Source organism: Herbiconiux sp. L3-i23 (assembly GCF_023734115.1).
Lineage (GTDB): Bacteria > Actinomycetota > Actinomycetes > Actinomycetales > Microbacteriaceae > Naasia.
In genome coordinates this window covers 1,991,592-2,006,133 of sequence record NZ_AP025737.1, presented here as the reverse complement: position 1 = coordinate 2,006,133, position 14,542 = coordinate 1,991,592, and the positions used below count along the sequence as shown (strand labels likewise).

Below are 14,542 nucleotides of genomic sequence, written 5' to 3'. Positions count from 1 at the left end.
GTCAGGCGCGGCCCAGGAAGTCGATCAGGATCGAGTTGAACCGACCGGGCTGCTCGATGTTCGCGGCGTGACCGTCGCGTTCGATGACGACGGACTCGCCTCTCGGGGCGAGGCGGGCGGAGGCGGCGGCGTGCTCGGCGGGCCAGAGTTCGCTCTGCCGTCCCGCGACGAAGAGCGCGGGCACGTCGGTGCGTGCGATGACGTCGCGCCAGTCGGCCTTGGCATGCGAGGCGAGGAGCTCCTTGTCGGGGGCGGTGAGCTCGCGCGGCTCCCGGGCGTTGAAGGCGCCGAGCATCCGGAGGAAGCGCACGGGGCCCTTCGACGCCAACGAGTGCCGCCCCGGATTCGGGACGCTGTCGGCGAAGAAGGTGTCGCGGTTGCTCTCGTCGTAGTCGTAGAAGCCGTACGGCCAGTCGGCGGTGTTCAGCATCTTGGGCGTCTGATCGACGATGACGACGCCGCGCAGCCGGTCGGTGCCGTGCCGGTCGACGTACGCCCAGATCGTGTTGCCTCCCATCGACCCGCCGACGAGCACGACGCCGTGCAGGTCGAGGGTGTCGAGCAGGGCGGCGAGGTCGTCGCCGTGTCCCGCCATGGACGCGCCCGTGCCGGGCCGGTCGGAGAGGCCGTGGCCGCGTCGATCGAAGGAGATGACCCGGTATCCCGCTTTGGCGAGCGCCTTCTGCTGGTACACCCACGTCGTAGCGGGTGCTTTGAAGCCGGCGATCAGCACAACGGGGCGACCGTTCGGGTCGCCGTGTTCGGTGTAGCTGAGGCGCACCCCGTCGTCGGTCGTGATGGACGGCATCGTTCCCTCTCTGTCGCCACTGCTCGGTTCGCGGCGGCACCCCGGAGACGATAACGCGCCGACCGCCCCGCCCACGCCGCCCACGCCCCCTTGAGTGCCCACCTCAGCAGACACTGAGGCCGCGAGCTGACGTATCGCTTCGCTCAGCGGGCGGACCCTGACCCGGTCGTCGAGTAGCGACGGAGGAGCGTATCGAGTCCCCCGCGCAAGCGTGCGCGGTGGGCCCAGGCTCGAGTGAGCGGAGCGCATCGAGACCACAGCAATGAGCTTCGACCCCTGCTCGCTGAGGAGGCCCGCCAGGGCCGTCGCGAAGCGAGGAACTTCGCATCCGTTCGAACTTCGAGCACAACGACAAACTCGCGTCGCATCGCGACGGCCGCGAACGGCCTCCTCAGCGACCAGCCGCCCTTCGTATCGCTTCTCGGGGCGGGCGGGCCTTCACCCGGTCGTCGAGTAGCGGAGCGTATCGAGACGGGTCGAGTAATCGAAGCGCATCGAGACCATGGCACTGTGTGGACCCGGCGCCCTTCGTATCGCTTCGCTCAACGGGCGGGCGGGCCTTTTCCCGGTCGTCGAGTAGCGGAGCGTATCGAGACGGGTCGAGTAAGCGAAGCGCATCGAGACCATGGCGCCGAGGTCAGACGCTGCGCTCTCGGTACGGGCCTGGCGGCCCTACTCGACGACCGGGTGGGACTCGACGACCGGGGAGAGCGGCGTCAGGGTCTTCGATGCTCCGTTCCAGAGGCGGACCGACGTGAAGCGGATGCGGAGGTCGTCGTGGGCCAAGACCTCGACGGCGCGGCCGACCGCGTCCGCGGGGATGCGGCGGGCGAGGGTGACGTGCGGGGTCCAGGCGTCCGGGCGAGTGCGAGGGTCGACGTCCGCGTCGGGCGGCAGGGAGGCGTGCAGGCGTCGGTGCCAGTCGAGAAGATCCGCGGTCACGACCACCGCGCGTCCGAGCACCACCCCGCGACGGTGCGGGAAGAGCAGCACCCCGCCGAGCGTCACCGGCCCGGCCGGAGGTTCGACGGCGAACGGTGCGAGCGGCGTCGTCGTGAACGCGGCGGTCACGTGCGGCGCGTTCGAAGTGCCCTGGTGGTCGGCCTGGCTCGGCAGCCCCGCGTCGGCGAGCGCGCGCCAGCCCTCCCGGACTCGGGCGTCGCCGTCGTCGTCGAGGATCAGCTCGATGCTCGGCACCGCGGGTCAGCCGACCGGTCCGAGCCAGGCGTTCGCCACGGTGGCGTGCGCGGACTCATCGTCGGAGGGATGGAACATGCCCGCCAGCACATCGCGGTAGAGCCGCGCGAGTTCCGACTCCGCCGAATACGACGAGCCCCCTGACACGCGGATCGCCTTGTCGACCACGACCCGGGCGGTCTCGGTCGCACGGACCTTCAGCCCCACCAGCTTCGGGAACCACTGCGCACCATGGTCGACCAGCTCATCGACATCGCGGGCGAGGGAAGCGATCTGCGGCGCGAGGGCGTCCTGCGCGATGGCGGCGTCGGCGATCCGCCAGCGGATGTCCGGGTCGTCGGAATAGGGGGCGCCGTCATTCTTCATCGACGTCCGCCGTTTCGCCGCCGCGACGGCGAGCTCCAGGGCCCTCGCGCCGATTCCCGTGTACACGGAGGCGAGCAGGATCTCGAAGTTCGCGAAGATCCCGAACACCAGCGGATCGGGGTTGGGGCCGGGATCGAGCCGGCGGACGACGCGGACCGCGGGTGCGTGGGCGCCTTCGAGCACGGTGCTGTTGCTCTGAGTGGCCCGCATGCCGAGGGTGTTCCAGTCGTCGAGGATGCGGTAGCCGGGCTGGTCGCGGCGGATGAACGCGTGCACGAGCTTCGGCGCATCGGCCGAGGTGGTGTCGAGTCCGAACAGCCCGAGCCGGGTCCACGCGGGCGAGAGGGAGGTGAAGATCTTCGTGCCGGTGAACCGATATCCGCCGTCGCCGTCGGGCGCCGCCTCGGTGCGCGAGCCCGAGAGGACGAGATCGTTGCCCGCCTCGCTGATCCCGAAGCCGAAGACCTCGCCCTGCGCCGCCTCGATGAGCACCTGGTCGAGAAAGTCGAGGCCGCGGTCGTGCACGGCCTTCGCGACGCCCGTCCACACGAGGTGCATGTTCACTCCGAGAGCGGTCGCCGGGGCGGCGGCCGCGAGACGCTGCTGCTCGGCGGCGACCTCGCGGAGACTCAGCCCGCGACCCCCGAACGATTCGGGAACGAGCGCCGAGAGGTATCCGGCGGCCTTCAGCTCGTCGAGATCCTCGGTGAAGAAGCGATTGTCGCGGTCGTAGCCCGGGGCGCGCTCGTGGATGCGTTCGAGCAGGTCGTCGGAGAGCAGACGTCGCATCGGTGTCAGTCCTCGAGGAGGATGCGCCGGGTGTACTGGCCCACGAAGACGTCATCGGGATCAAGTCGCGCGCGCAGCGATAGGAAGTCGTCGAAGCGTGGGTAGAGCGGCGCGATCTGCTCACGCCGTGCGGTGAACACCTTGCCCCAGTGCGGGCGCGCCTCGAACGGCGCGAGCTCGCGTTCAAGCACGGTGAGAACGTCGCGGACCTCGTCGGGTCGCTGCTGCCAGGTGAAGTGGAACGCCACCGTGTCGCGACCGTACGCGCCCGAAAGCCACAGCTCGTCCTCCGCGATGGCGCGGATCTCGTTGACCAGCAGCACCGACGCGATGCGATCGGCGAGGGACGCCACCACTGCGAGCGCGTCGGCGGCACGGTCGGCGCCCACGAAGAACTCGCTCTGCAGCTCGTCGCCGGCGCTGGGGGTGAAGCCCATCTTGAAGTGGGGGAGTCGGTCGAGCCACGCTCCGGGCACGCCGCCCTGGTCGGTCGTGTGCTGAGGGTCGACGCCGACGATCGGATGCATCTTGCCCGGTGCAGGGGTGCCACCCGCGGGAACGGTGACGCCCTCGCCGGCGGGAGCCTTGACCCACAGCTGGTCGATGGTGGGCGTCTGCCACCGGGTGAAGAGGCTCGTGCTGTACCCCTGCCCGAGGATGGCTCCGAGCGAGTCGGCGACCTCCTCGAAGGGCAGGTCGAGCAGCACGTTCTGTTCGAGCTCGAATGTGGGACGGACCTCGAGCGCCACCCGGGTGACGATGCCGAGCGCGCCGAGCCCGACCACGGCGCCGTCGAAGTCGGGGTCGCCTCGCTGGAGCGTTCGCAGCTCGCCGTCGGCGGTGACCAGTTCGAGAGCGGCGACCGCCGTCGCGAGCGAACCGTTGCGCGCCCCCGAACCGTGGGTGCCGGTCGCGATCGACCCGGCCACGGAGATGTGGGGGAGCGAGGCGAGGTTGTGCAGAGCGAGCCCCGCATCCTGCAGCAGAGCGCCGAGATCGCCGTACCGCATGCCGCCGGACACCCAGGCGATGCCCTCCACCTCGTCGATCTCGACACCGCCGTCCATCCGGTCGAGCACGACGAGGGTGCCGGGGGAATCGGCGATGTCGTTGAACGAGTGCCGGGTACCGACCGCGCGCACCGGCCCACCGGCGGAGACGATCTCCTGCAGCTCGCCGACCGAGGCCGGGTGCGCCCACCGGCGCGCCGCGAATTCGTAGTTGCCCGCCCAGTTGCGTGGAGTCACGCAGCACAGGGTACAGGGCGGGAGTCGGCGCTTTCCGGCGGTTCCGCGCGGCCGGCGACTCCTTTTCCGGCGTCGTCGCCCCGGCGTTTCCGATCCGTTACCGACGGCCTCTACCGGCGACGCGCCGGGTGCCCCTACTGTCTCGCCCATGCTCAGTTCCGAGTCGTCGCTGCGTCTCGCCCATGCGACGTGGCGCGTGTGTGCGACGAACTCCTCCTTCGGAGGCGACCCGCGCAAGTCCGACCTCGTCATCGTCGATGAACGGATCGATGGAGACCCCCACCGGATGCGCAGCGACATCAGATGGGTCGAATCGGGGCGGCCTCGCATCCTCCGCGGCTACCATCGCCTCGATGAGCACGCCGTCCACCACTGGCGGGGCCGAGGGTGGGCCTTCGCGTTCCGCGCCGCCGGATCGATCGTCGTCGACGGTGCCCGCAGCGTCGCCCTGGTCCGCTCGACTCCGACTCTCCGCACCGGCACGACGGTCTGGATCCTCGCCCGCGACGGGGTCGGCGGAACGGACACGGACGGCCTCGCCCGCGACGGACTCCGCGACCGTGTCACGCGCGAGGCGGTCGCGCTCGGCATCGGACGCTCCGAGCTCGCGACGCTCCGCTGGTGCGTCGACTGAGGTGATCCGCCGCGCCGCAGCCGGACTCCTCGTCGTCGGGGTGGTCGCCGCGCTCGGCGCCTGCGCCGCGCCCGCCGCCGCACCGAGCCCCTCGGCGACGACCGCGTCGCCGACCCCTTCGCCGACGCCCACCGATCCGGTGAAGGCGGAGATCGACGAGCGCCTCGCGCAACTCTCGGTGCGCGACAAGGTCGCGAGCCTGATGATGCTGCACTACCCGGGAACCGACGGGGCGGCGCTCAACGGCTTCATGGCATCGACGGGGGCGGGCGGCTTCATCGTGATGGGCGACAACGTCGGTGGCGGGGTCGACCAGATCGCCGCGACGACCGCGTCGCTCACGGTCGATCCGACCCTCCCGCCGCTCGTGGCGGTCGACCAGGAAGGCGGATACGTCGCGCGCATCGACGAGGACGACCTGCCTGCTGCCGAGCAGCTGCGCGCCGAACCGGCGGAGGCGACGCAGGCGGCGTTCCGCGGCCGGGCCGACCTCATCGCGCGCGCCGGCATCGACATGAATTTCGGCATCGTCGCCGACGTCACCGCTGACCCCGACTCGTTCATCTTCGACCGCGTGCTCGGCACGACACCCGAAGACAGCGCCGCCCGCGTCGAGCAGGCGGTGCTCGGCGAGAGCGGCGTCACCATGTCGACCCTCAAGCACTTCCCCGGGCACGGGCGTTCGGACTCCGACTCGCATGTCTCGGTGCCGTCAACCGATGTGGGATTCGATGAATGGCGGGCGACCGACGCGCTGCCCTTCGAGCGCGGAATCGCCGCGAAGGCCGAGGCGGTCATGTTCGGCCACCTCGCCTACACCGCGGTCGACCCGCAGCCCGCGTCGTTGTCGACGCGGTGGCACGAGGTGCTTCGCGACGACCTCGGCTTCGACGGGCTCGCGGTGACCGACGACATGCTCATGCTGCAGCACAGTGGGGTCGCCGAGTTCCAGGACCCGGTCGAGAACGCCGTGCGCGCGGTCGAGGCGGGCAACGACGTGCTCGTCTACGTGCTCGCCGCCGACCCGGAGGTGTCGGGGGTCGACCCGATCGCGCTCGTCGACGGCGTCACGGCCGCGGTCGAGACGGGGCGCATCCCTATGGAGACCCTCGACGACGCCGCGCGTCGTGTGCTCGCCGCCCGGATCGCCGCGCGCTGAACCCGCTCCGCCGAAACGAGCGGCCTCATTCGCCGCGGATCTCCTGACGGATGCGGCGCAGATCCTCGAGGAGAGCGCCCACGAGCACCCAGTGCCTCGGGGGAGGCGCGGCGACGGCGAGCGGACGCGTGAGCGCCGGGACCGCGTCGTCGTCGGCGGCGGCCGGCGCGAACTCGGTGGTGCGCCTCGAGTCCGGTCCTTCCAGGTGGCGCACCAGCAGCCGCAGATCGTGGGCGGCGCGGCGCAGCTCTTCGGCGATCCCCGCAATCAGCGGCTCGCCGACGAGGTCGGGGCTCCACGAGTCGCGCAGCCCGCGGGCGAGTCCGATGATCTGCGTGACGAGCGGATCGAGGCGCGCCATGAGCGCCGAATCTCGGGTGAACTGCTCGCGGTGCCTCGATCGCCGCGGGTTGAATGCGAGCGAGTCGGAGCCCTGGGCGACCGCGTCGAGCGCCGCGGCGCGCAGCTCTCGGAGCCCGCGAGCGGCGAGCAGTGCGTCGTGCAACTGCTTCGGTGACGGATCGGAGTCGAGCAGCACGGCGAGGTCGTCCATGCGGTCCGCTTCGGCGTGCGCCAGCCGGGCGACGGCCAGTCGAGCGGGCGCGGTGAGCAGGGGCGGGACGATCGCAGCGTTCACGATCAGAGCGATGGCCGCGCCGATCAGCGTCTCGATGATGCGGGCGAACGCGTACTCGGGGGTGGCGGCGCCGATCGAGAGCACGAGCAGTGCGCTGATCGCGACCTGCGTCGACGAACCGGGTGTGAGCCGCAGTGCCCAGCCCGCGAACACGGCGATGACAGTGGCGAGCAGCACCAACCAGCTCTGCTGGCCGAGCGCGAGGACCGCTCCGAGAGCGAGGACGACGCCGAGCACCACTCCGAGGCTGCGCTCGAAAGCCTTCGCGTACGTCTGGTTGACGCTCGGCTGGACGACGATCAGGGCGGCGATCACGGCGAAGATCGGAGGCTCGTCCGGCAGAAGCGCCGACACCACGACCCAGGCGAGGACCGCCGCGAGCGCCGTCTTGACCACCTGCACGAACGGGACGCGGCGGGCGACGCGGACGGGCAGGGAGACTCGCACCCTCCAAGGCTAACGAGACCGCCGCGACCGATGAGGCTGTTCGGCCCTCGGCCGTCACGGGAAGCGGAACGTCAGTAGAGGAACGGGTGGCCTTCACCCGCGCGCGACCGGATCGCGCGGCGCGGCGCGGCGGCGTACGCCGCCCCGTCCTGCTCTTCGGCGGGGGCGCCGCGCAGGCCGCGTGTGCTGAGGCGGAGCAGGAGTCGGCGCAGCTCCTGCGTCTCGTCTGCTCCGAGCGGCGCGAAGTACTCGTCCTCGATCTCCTGGCCGGTCTTCTGCAGGAAGCCGACGATCGAGCGTCCCAGAGCGGTCAATCGGATCACCTGACGGCGTCGATCCTCCGTCGAGTCGGCGCGCGAGATCAGGTCGCGGTCGTCGAGGAGGTCGAGCAGGGGAGGCGCGTTGCGGGGGTCGATGCCGACCGCCGCGGACAGCTGCTTCTGGCTGGCCTCCTCGATGTGCTCGAGCACCTGCAGCAACGCGAAGTGGTGCGGCGTCAGACCGTGGTCGGCGAGCATGCGCGCCCACCGCTTGCGCACCTCCGAGCCGCAGGCGGTCAGCAGGAAACTGGTGCCCCCCTCGAAGGGCAACCGGATATCGCCGTCCGCCATGGCAGAACGCTAGTGCATCGCGGGCGCGGCGCGCGGCTCACGCCGACCCGGGGAATTCGCGAGCGTTCCTGGGCGGCGGCTCAGCCGCAGCTGGACGTCGCGCAATAGGGTCGGGGCATGAGCGATGTCGGAACCCTGGTCATCTTCGGTGCGAGCGGCGATCTCACCAAGCGGTTGCTGCTGCCGGGACTCGGCAGTCTGCTCGGCTCGAGCGACGACCGCGAATCCGCGCTCGCCGACGACCTCGTCATCCTCGGCTCGGGACGCTCCGAGAAGTCGACGGACGAGTGGCGCAGCGCGGTGCGCGAGGGGCTCGTCGAGGGCGGTGCCGGCGACGACGCGGCGGCCTCGCTCGCGCAGCACGCCGACTACGTGGCCGGAGACCCGACCGACAAGGCCGATCTCGAACGCATTCTCGGGTCGGTGACCGGCATCCCCGTGCTCTACTTCGCACTGCCGCCGTCGGTGGTGACCGACGTGATCGACGTGCTCGCCGACATCGAGTTACCGAAGGGCACCATCCTCGCCCTCGAGAAGCCGTTCGGGTCGGACACCCGGTCGGCCGCCGCGCTCAACCGCAAGATCGCGAAGATCGTGCCCGAGCATCAGGTGCACCGCATCGACCACTTCCTCGGCGAGCCGACCGTGCTCGGGCTGCTCGGCATGCGCTTCGCGGGGCGCATCCTCGAACCCGTCTGGAACGCCGAGAACATCGAGCGCGTCGAGATCGTCTACGACGAGCAGCTCGGCCTCGAGGGGCGCGCCGGCTACTACGACGGAGCGGGCGCCCTCGTCGACATGCTCCAGTCGCATCTGCTTCAGCTGCTGTCGATCATCGCCATGGAGCCGCCGATCTCGATCGACGAGGACGACTTCCGCAACAGCACCGCCCAGGTCCTGAAGGCGACCCGCGTGTGGACCGGCGAGCCGGTGCTGCACAGCACCGATGCGCCGTCGCGTCGCGCCCGCTACACGGCGGGCACCATCGACGGACGCACGCTCCCGTCGTACGTCGACGAGGAGGGCGTCGACCCGTCGCGCGAGACCGAGACGCTCGCCGAGATGGTCGTCGAGGTGAACACCCGCCGCTTCGCCGGGGTTCCCTTCACCCTGCGCTCGGGCAAGGCGATCGCCGAGCCGCGTCGGCAGATCGAGGTGCACTTCCGGGCGCCCGCCTTCGTGCCGCACGGCCTCACCGGCAAACGGGTTCCCGAGCGATTCGTGATCGGCATCCACCCTCAGGTCTTCGAGCTCGACTTCGCGGTGAACGGCGAGAAGGATCCCTTCCACCTCGACCGGGCGACGCTCGAGACCGAGGTGGCGAGCCCCGAACTGACCCAGTACGGCGAGGTGCTGCGCGGAGTGCTCGCCGGCGACCCGACTCTGTCGGTGCGCGGTGATGTGGCCGAGCAGTGCTGGCGGATCGTCACCCCTGTCCTCGAGGCGTGGCGATCGGGCGACGTGCCGCTCGACAGCTACCGCGCCGGCTCGCACGGACCGACCGACTGGCGCTGACCCCGGGCGGAGTGGGCTGCCGTCAGAGGACGCCGATGCCGGCGAGCCCCGACGCGAGCCCCGCCCCGTCGGGGGCGTACACCCACGGCACGTCGGTGCGCCTGCTGTAGTCGTCGGCTTTGCTGCGACCACCGGCGAGCACCGCTTCACCGCTCGACAGCTGACGGATCGCCACCGCCGCGACGTTGTTCGGATGCGCGAGGGCGAACTCGCCGTAGATCTCCTCGTCGTGCTGACCGTCGTCGCCGACGAGCAGCCACTTGACGTCGGGGAACTCGGTGGCGAGGCGCGCGAGGGAGTCGACCTTGTGCTGTCGGCCGCTGCGGAACAGCCGGTCGTGGGTCGGGCCCCAATCGGTCAGCAGCATCGGCCCGCGCGGGTACAGGTTGCGTCCGAGGAACCGCGACAGGGTCGGGGCGACGTTCCACGCGCCCGTCGACAGGTAGATGGTGGGGCTGCCGTCGTGCGCCTTGATGATCCGGTCGTAGAGCACCGCCATGCCGGGCGTGGGGGTTCGCGCGTGCTCGTTGAGCACGAACGTGTTCCACGCCGCCAGCAGAGGGCGGGGCAGCGCCGTCACCATGACCGTGTCGTCGATGTCGGAGAGCAGCCCGAAGCGGGTCTCGCCGTCGACGATGTAGACCGGTGCCTCGACGGCGGCCGAGTCGGGGCCGTCGGGATCGTCGGTGCGCATCGTCACCGTCCGCCACCCGGGCGACAGGCGCGACTTCAGTCGCACATCGATCACGCCGCCCCGGTCGGCGTGCACGCGGTGCTCGGTCTTGCCGATGGTGATGACGACGTTGACGTCGTTCACGGCGACGCTCGTGAAGCTGCGCCATCCGCGCACGCTGGGGCGGGGGGAGCGTGCCTCGCGGGTGAGCAGCACCCTGCCGAGCACACGAACCCAGCCTGCGCCACCGTAGCCGGCGTACGGGATCACCGTCGGTAGCAGACCGCGCGAACGCGCTCGCTTCTCGCGGAACTCCTGGATCGCGTCTTCGATCCGGGCTGCGCGGCCGAGGATCAGCGCAGCCGACCCGGTCGCCTGACTGCGTTGCTTGCGGGTGCCGGACACCTCTTCAGCCTATTGCGTGAGGTCCGGGCGCCCCGGCGACCCTCCGCGGCCGTCAGGCGACGGGCTCGAGCAGCGCGGGAGAGTCGTTGCGCACGTTGCCGACGGCGCCACCGACCTGGCGGAGGTCGAGATCGGACGAGATCGCCGCGCCCTCGTCGGCGATGTCGGTGAGCAGATCGATGTCGCCCTCCATCGCCGGGTCGAGCCAGTGGTCGAGCGCGTCGACGTCGAGCACCACCGGCATGCGGTCGTGGATCTCGCTGAGCGGACCGGAGGAGTCCTGCGTGAGGATCGTGGTCGACAGCAGCCACTTGTCGGGGGCGTCGTCGGCGGCGGCGGGGTTGCGCCACCACTCGTAGAGCCCCGCGAAGACGAGGAACCCGTCGTCGCCCGGGCTGATGTAGAACGGCGTCTTCGATCCGTCGGCGAGGGTGCGCCACTCGTAGTAACCGCTCGCGGGGATCGCGGCCCGACGCTTCGCGACGGCCTTCTTGAACGCCGGCTTGTCGGCGGCCTCCTCGATGCGGGCGTTGAACATGCGCGACCCGACCGCGACATCCTTCGCCCACGTCGGGACCAGCCCCCAGCGGGCCGCCTCGAGCCTGCGGGTCGGCTCGCTCGCCGACGCGCCCTTCGGCACCGTGTCGATCAGCACGTTGACCGGCACCGTGGGGGCGACGTTCCACGACTGCGGCGCGAGGTTCTCGCCCACCAGATCGACGTCGAAGAACTCGACGATGCTCTTCACATCTTTCGCCGCCACGTATCGCCCGCACATGCTCCCATTCTCGTCGGCACCACTGACATCGCACGGAGTCGGTACTGAGATCTCGTCAGGACGGGGGCGTCTGGTCGGAGCGGCCCCGCGTGGTCGGGCATCATGTCCGATGCTCAGTTTGCCCCCGCCTGGGGGCGCCGGTTATTGTCGCCGGGGACATGGGGGAGGAAAATGCTGATCGACGGAGCGCGCAGCGATTCGCAGGAGTCGCGGTTGCGCAACGAGCCCGTCCAGGCCCGCAGCGCCGCACGTCTCTCGGCGTTGCTCGATGCTGCGGCGGAGGTCATTGAAGAGGTCGGCGCCGACCGCATGACGACCGCGATGGTGGCCGATCGGGCGGGGGCGTCCATCGGCACCGTCTACCGCTATTTCCCTGATCGTGTGGCGGTTCTCGACGGGCTCGCGCACCGCGCCCTCACCCGGCTGCTCACGCGCATCGACGAGGCGTTCGCCACCCAGCCGGAGGCGTCGCCGCAGGATAGGGTCGACACGATCGTCGATGTGCTCGTCGAGTTCCACCGCCGCGAGCCCGGCTATCGGGTCCTGAAGCTCGGCACCGCCGTGGCGACGCCGGGCCCGGGCGGCGGCGACACCATGGAGCAGGCGCTCATCCGCGCCCTCGCGGGAGGGCTCCGCGAGGCGGCGACCGAGGATGACGATCTCGAGTTCCGTCTGCGGGTGACCCTCGCCCTGTGCGAGGTGCTCGTGCACCGCGCGTTCGATGCGTCGGCCGAGGGTGACGAGCGGCTCATCGCCGAGGCGAAGAGCGTAGGCGGACGTTACTTAGCGCAACATCCGCTCGACTGACGCGTCTTCGGCCTACGCTGGCCGCGCGGACTGTGAGGGATTCCTCAGCCTTCGGTGGTTGAGTTCCTCGTCGGTCTGCCCTACGTCAGCCGAAGGAAAGAGCGCTCAGAGATGTCGATCGAGTTCCGCTCTGTCTCCAAGCGGTTCCCCGACGGGACCCTCGCGGTCGAGGACTTCAATCTCCTGATCCCGTCGCGCAGCATCACGGTGCTCGTCGGGTCGTCCGGCTGCGGCAAGACGACCCTGCTGCGCATGATCAACCGCATGGTCGACCCGACTGCCGGCGCGGTCCTCATCGACGACGACGACGTGGCGTCGTCGCCGGCCGTCGCCCTGCGCCGCCGCATCGGCTACGTGATGCAGAACTCCGGTCTGCTGCCGCACCGAAAGGTGGTCGACAACGTCGCCACCGTCCCGCTGCTCGAGGGCGTGTCGAAGAAGCAGGCGCGTGAGCGCGCCCTCGAACTGCTCGACGTCGTCGGGCTCGACCGCTCGCTCGCCGACCGGTACCCGAGCCAGCTCTCCGGCGGCCAGCAGCAGCGCGTCGGCGTCGCCCGCGGTCTCGCCGCCGACCCCAACATCCTGCTGATGGACGAGCCGTTCGGTGCGGTCGACCCCATCGTGCGCACCGAGCTGCAGCGCGAGACCGTACGACTGCAGAAGGAGCTCGACAAGACCGTCGTGTTCGTCACCCACGACATCGACGAGGCCTTCCTGCTCGGCGACCAGATCGTCATCCTGCAGAAGGGCGGCCGCATCGCGCAGAAGGGGTCGCCCGCCGAGATCCTCGCTGCGCCCGCGAACGACTTCGTCGCCGATTTCATCGGCGCCGACCGCGGTCGCCGCGCCCTCCGCATCGAGCGTCGCGACGGCGCCGACGTGCTCATCGACGCCGACGGGCGTCCGGCCGGTCGACTCGTCGGCGAGCGGGGAGAGGCCACGGCCCACGCCGTGGGTGCTTCGGCGCAGGGTGAGCACCGGTCGTGACGTGGGTGTGGTCGAACATCGGCCTGATTCTCGAACTCTCGCTCACGCACATCGCGCTCAGCATCCCGCCGATCGTGATCGGCTTCCTGCTCAGCGTGCCGATCGGGTGGGTCGCCTACCGCTCGCGTTCCGCCCGCGCGTCGCTGCGCTGGGTGAGCGGACTGCTCCTCACCATCAGCGCGCTGCTCTACACGATCCCCTCCCTGCCGCTGTTCGTGAGCCTGCCGGCGGTCATCGGAACGCCGATCACCGACCCGATCAACGTGCAGATCGCGCTGACGCTCTATGCGATCGCGTTGATGGTCGGCGTCGCCGCCAACGGGTTCTCCGAGGTGGACAGGGGCATCCTGCAGTCCGCCACCGCGATGGGCTTCTCGCCGTGGCAGCGGTTCTGGCGGGTCGAGCTGCCGCTCGCGGGGCCGGTTCTGCTCTCGGGGGTGCGGGTCGTCGCCGTCAGCACCGTCAGCCTGCTGACCGTCGGGCAGCTCGTCGGCGTGACGACCCTCGGATACCTGTTCACGAACGGCCTGCAGCGTCGCATCCCCGAAGAGGTGCTCGCGGGCATCGTCGCCGTGGTCGTCATCGCGGTGGCGTTCGATCTACTGCTCGTGCTGCTCGGGCGCCTCGCCCTGCCGTGGACCGCCCCCCGCAAGGCCGGGGCCCGCCGCGCTCGCGCCGTGACCGTGGAGGAGGTGACCTCGTGAACCTGTTCGGCGACGCCTTCGGCTGGCTGCTCGACCCCGCGAACTGGACGGGCGCGAAGGGCGTGCCCATCCGCCTCCTCGAGCACCTCGGATATACGGTCGTCGCCGTCGCGATCGCGGCGGTCATCGCCATCCCGCTCGGCTACCTCATCGGGCACACCGGGCGCGGCCGCAACATCGCGGTCGTGCTGTCGGGTGCCGCGCGGGCGCTGCCGACCCTCGGCCTCTTCGTCTTCCTCCTGCTACTGCTCGCCGTGCCGATCGGCAGCATCTCGGCGGCGTACTGGTCGATGGAGGTCGTGCTCGTACTGCTCGCGATCCCGTCGGTGCTCGCCGGCGCGTACTCGGGACTCGAGGCGATCGATCGCACCACCATCGACTCGGCGCGCGCGGTGGGGATGACCGAGCTGCAGATCCTCACCAAGGTGGAGATGCCGCTCGGACTCCCGCTGCTGATCGGCGGACTCCGCGCCGCGTTCCTCCAGGTCATCGCGACGGTGACGATCGGGGCGTATGCGTTCAACGGCGGCCTCGGACGCTACATCTTCGAGGGCCTCGCAAGCCGCGACTACGCGCTCATGCTCGCCGGTTCGCTCCTCGTCACCCTCCTCGCCCTCCTCTTCGAGGGCGTCTTCATCGTCCTGCAACGCGTCGTCGTCCCCCGCGGGGTGTCGGCGGGTCAGGCCACAGTCGTCCGGGGACGCGCTCGCAGGGCGCCCCGGCTGGCGGAATCCACCGCCGAATGAGGCTCCGCCGCCTGCGCGGCAGAGCAAACCAG

At 70.5% G+C, this 14,542-nt stretch carries 15 protein-coding genes; 7 read left to right on the top strand and 8 right to left on the bottom strand.

All coding sequences use genetic code 11. The annotated features are described in order from the left end of the window. Window position 1: 1 nt before the first annotated feature. The 4 genes from NGH83_RS09490 to NGH83_RS09475 all read right to left on the bottom strand — a co-directional run bounded on the left by NGH83_RS09490 (window position 2) and on the right by NGH83_RS09475 (window position 4,407). Window positions 2-808: an alpha/beta fold hydrolase gene (locus tag NGH83_RS09490; RefSeq protein ID WP_251856016.1), complete on the bottom strand. Its 807-nt coding sequence runs from the start codon at window positions 806-808 to the stop codon at window positions 2-4. 672 nt (window positions 809-1,480) lie between these two features. Further along, the gene (locus NGH83_RS09485; protein ID WP_251856015.1) at window positions 1,481-2,005 is read right to left on the bottom strand and encodes a 2'-5' RNA ligase family protein; all 525 of its coding nucleotides are present in this window, start codon (window positions 2,003-2,005) and stop codon (window positions 1,481-1,483) included. A 6-nt stretch (window positions 2,006-2,011) separates the two neighbouring features. Continuing rightward, window positions 2,012-3,160: an acyl-CoA dehydrogenase family protein gene (locus tag NGH83_RS09480; RefSeq protein WP_251856014.1), complete on the bottom strand. Its 1,149-nt coding sequence runs from the start codon at window positions 3,158-3,160 to the stop codon at window positions 2,012-2,014. 5 nt (window positions 3,161-3,165) lie between these two features. Next, window positions 3,166-4,407 (bottom strand): FAD-binding protein, encoded by a 1,242-nt coding sequence (locus NGH83_RS09475; RefSeq protein ID WP_251856013.1) that lies wholly within the window; start codon window positions 4,405-4,407, stop codon window positions 3,166-3,168. Window positions 4,408-4,555: 148 nt separating this feature from the next. Between NGH83_RS09475 and NGH83_RS09470 the strand changes: the two genes are divergently transcribed. Together NGH83_RS09470 and NGH83_RS09465 are read left to right on the top strand one after the other, a co-directional pair. Continuing rightward, complete coding sequence (locus NGH83_RS09470; protein WP_251856012.1) at window positions 4,556-5,041, top strand: hypothetical protein; 486 nt, start codon at window positions 4,556-4,558, stop codon at window positions 5,039-5,041. A gap of 1 nt (window position 5,042) precedes the next feature. Next, the gene (locus tag NGH83_RS09465) at window positions 5,043-6,200 is read left to right on the top strand and encodes a glycoside hydrolase family 3 N-terminal domain-containing protein (protein WP_251856011.1); all 1,158 of its coding nucleotides are present in this window, start codon (window positions 5,043-5,045) and stop codon (window positions 6,198-6,200) included. Window positions 6,201-6,225: 25 nt separating this feature from the next. Here the strand turns inward: NGH83_RS09465 and NGH83_RS09460 are convergent, their stop codons facing one another. Further along, window positions 6,226-7,284 (bottom strand): aromatic acid exporter family protein, encoded by a 1,059-nt coding sequence (locus NGH83_RS09460; protein ID WP_251856010.1) that lies wholly within the window; start codon window positions 7,282-7,284, stop codon window positions 6,226-6,228. Window positions 7,285-7,355: 71 nt separating this feature from the next. Then, window positions 7,356-7,895 carry a MarR family winged helix-turn-helix transcriptional regulator gene (locus NGH83_RS09455; RefSeq protein ID WP_251856009.1) on the bottom strand — a complete coding sequence of 180 codons (540 nt, stop codon included), beginning with the start codon at window positions 7,893-7,895 and terminating at the stop codon, window positions 7,356-7,358. A gap of 117 nt (window positions 7,896-8,012) precedes the next feature. Here NGH83_RS09455 and NGH83_RS09450 point away from each other — a divergent pair, with 117 nt between their 5' ends. Further along, window positions 8,013-9,410, top strand: coding sequence for a glucose-6-phosphate dehydrogenase (locus NGH83_RS09450; RefSeq protein WP_251856008.1), 1,398 nt, complete (start codon window positions 8,013-8,015; stop codon window positions 9,408-9,410). Window positions 9,411-9,432: 22 nt separating this feature from the next. On the opposite strand, the gene NGH83_RS09445 is transcribed toward NGH83_RS09450, so the two are convergent. Continuing rightward, window positions 9,433-10,488, bottom strand: a complete 1,056-nt coding sequence (locus tag NGH83_RS09445; protein WP_251856007.1) for an App1 family protein — start codon at window positions 10,486-10,488, stop codon at window positions 9,433-9,435. A gap of 52 nt (window positions 10,489-10,540) precedes the next feature. Then, on the bottom strand, window positions 10,541-11,266 hold the full coding sequence (locus NGH83_RS09440; RefSeq protein ID WP_251856006.1) for an SOS response-associated peptidase: 726 nt from the start codon (window positions 11,264-11,266) through the stop codon (window positions 10,541-10,543). A gap of 171 nt (window positions 11,267-11,437) precedes the next feature. Here NGH83_RS09440 and NGH83_RS09435 point away from each other — a divergent pair, with 171 nt between their 5' ends. The 4 genes from NGH83_RS09435 (at window position 11,438) to NGH83_RS09420 (ending at window position 14,510) form a co-directional block, all read left to right on the top strand. After that, the gene (locus NGH83_RS09435; RefSeq protein ID WP_251856005.1) at window positions 11,438-12,073 is read left to right on the top strand and encodes a TetR/AcrR family transcriptional regulator; all 636 of its coding nucleotides are present in this window, start codon (window positions 11,438-11,440) and stop codon (window positions 12,071-12,073) included. Between the two features lie 111 nt (window positions 12,074-12,184). Beyond that, on the top strand, window positions 12,185-13,060 hold the full coding sequence (locus tag NGH83_RS09430) for an ABC transporter ATP-binding protein (protein ID WP_251856004.1): 876 nt from the start codon (window positions 12,185-12,187) through the stop codon (window positions 13,058-13,060). After that, on the top strand, window positions 13,057-13,764 hold the full coding sequence (locus tag NGH83_RS09425) for an ABC transporter permease (protein WP_251856003.1): 708 nt from the start codon (window positions 13,057-13,059) through the stop codon (window positions 13,762-13,764). The genes NGH83_RS09430 and NGH83_RS09425 overlap by 4 nt, the downstream gene beginning before the upstream one ends. Further along, on the top strand, window positions 13,761-14,510 hold the full coding sequence (locus NGH83_RS09420; protein WP_251856002.1) for an ABC transporter permease: 750 nt from the start codon (window positions 13,761-13,763) through the stop codon (window positions 14,508-14,510). Before NGH83_RS09425 ends, NGH83_RS09420 begins: the two co-directional genes overlap by 4 nt. Window positions 14,511-14,542 lie beyond the last annotated feature (32 nt).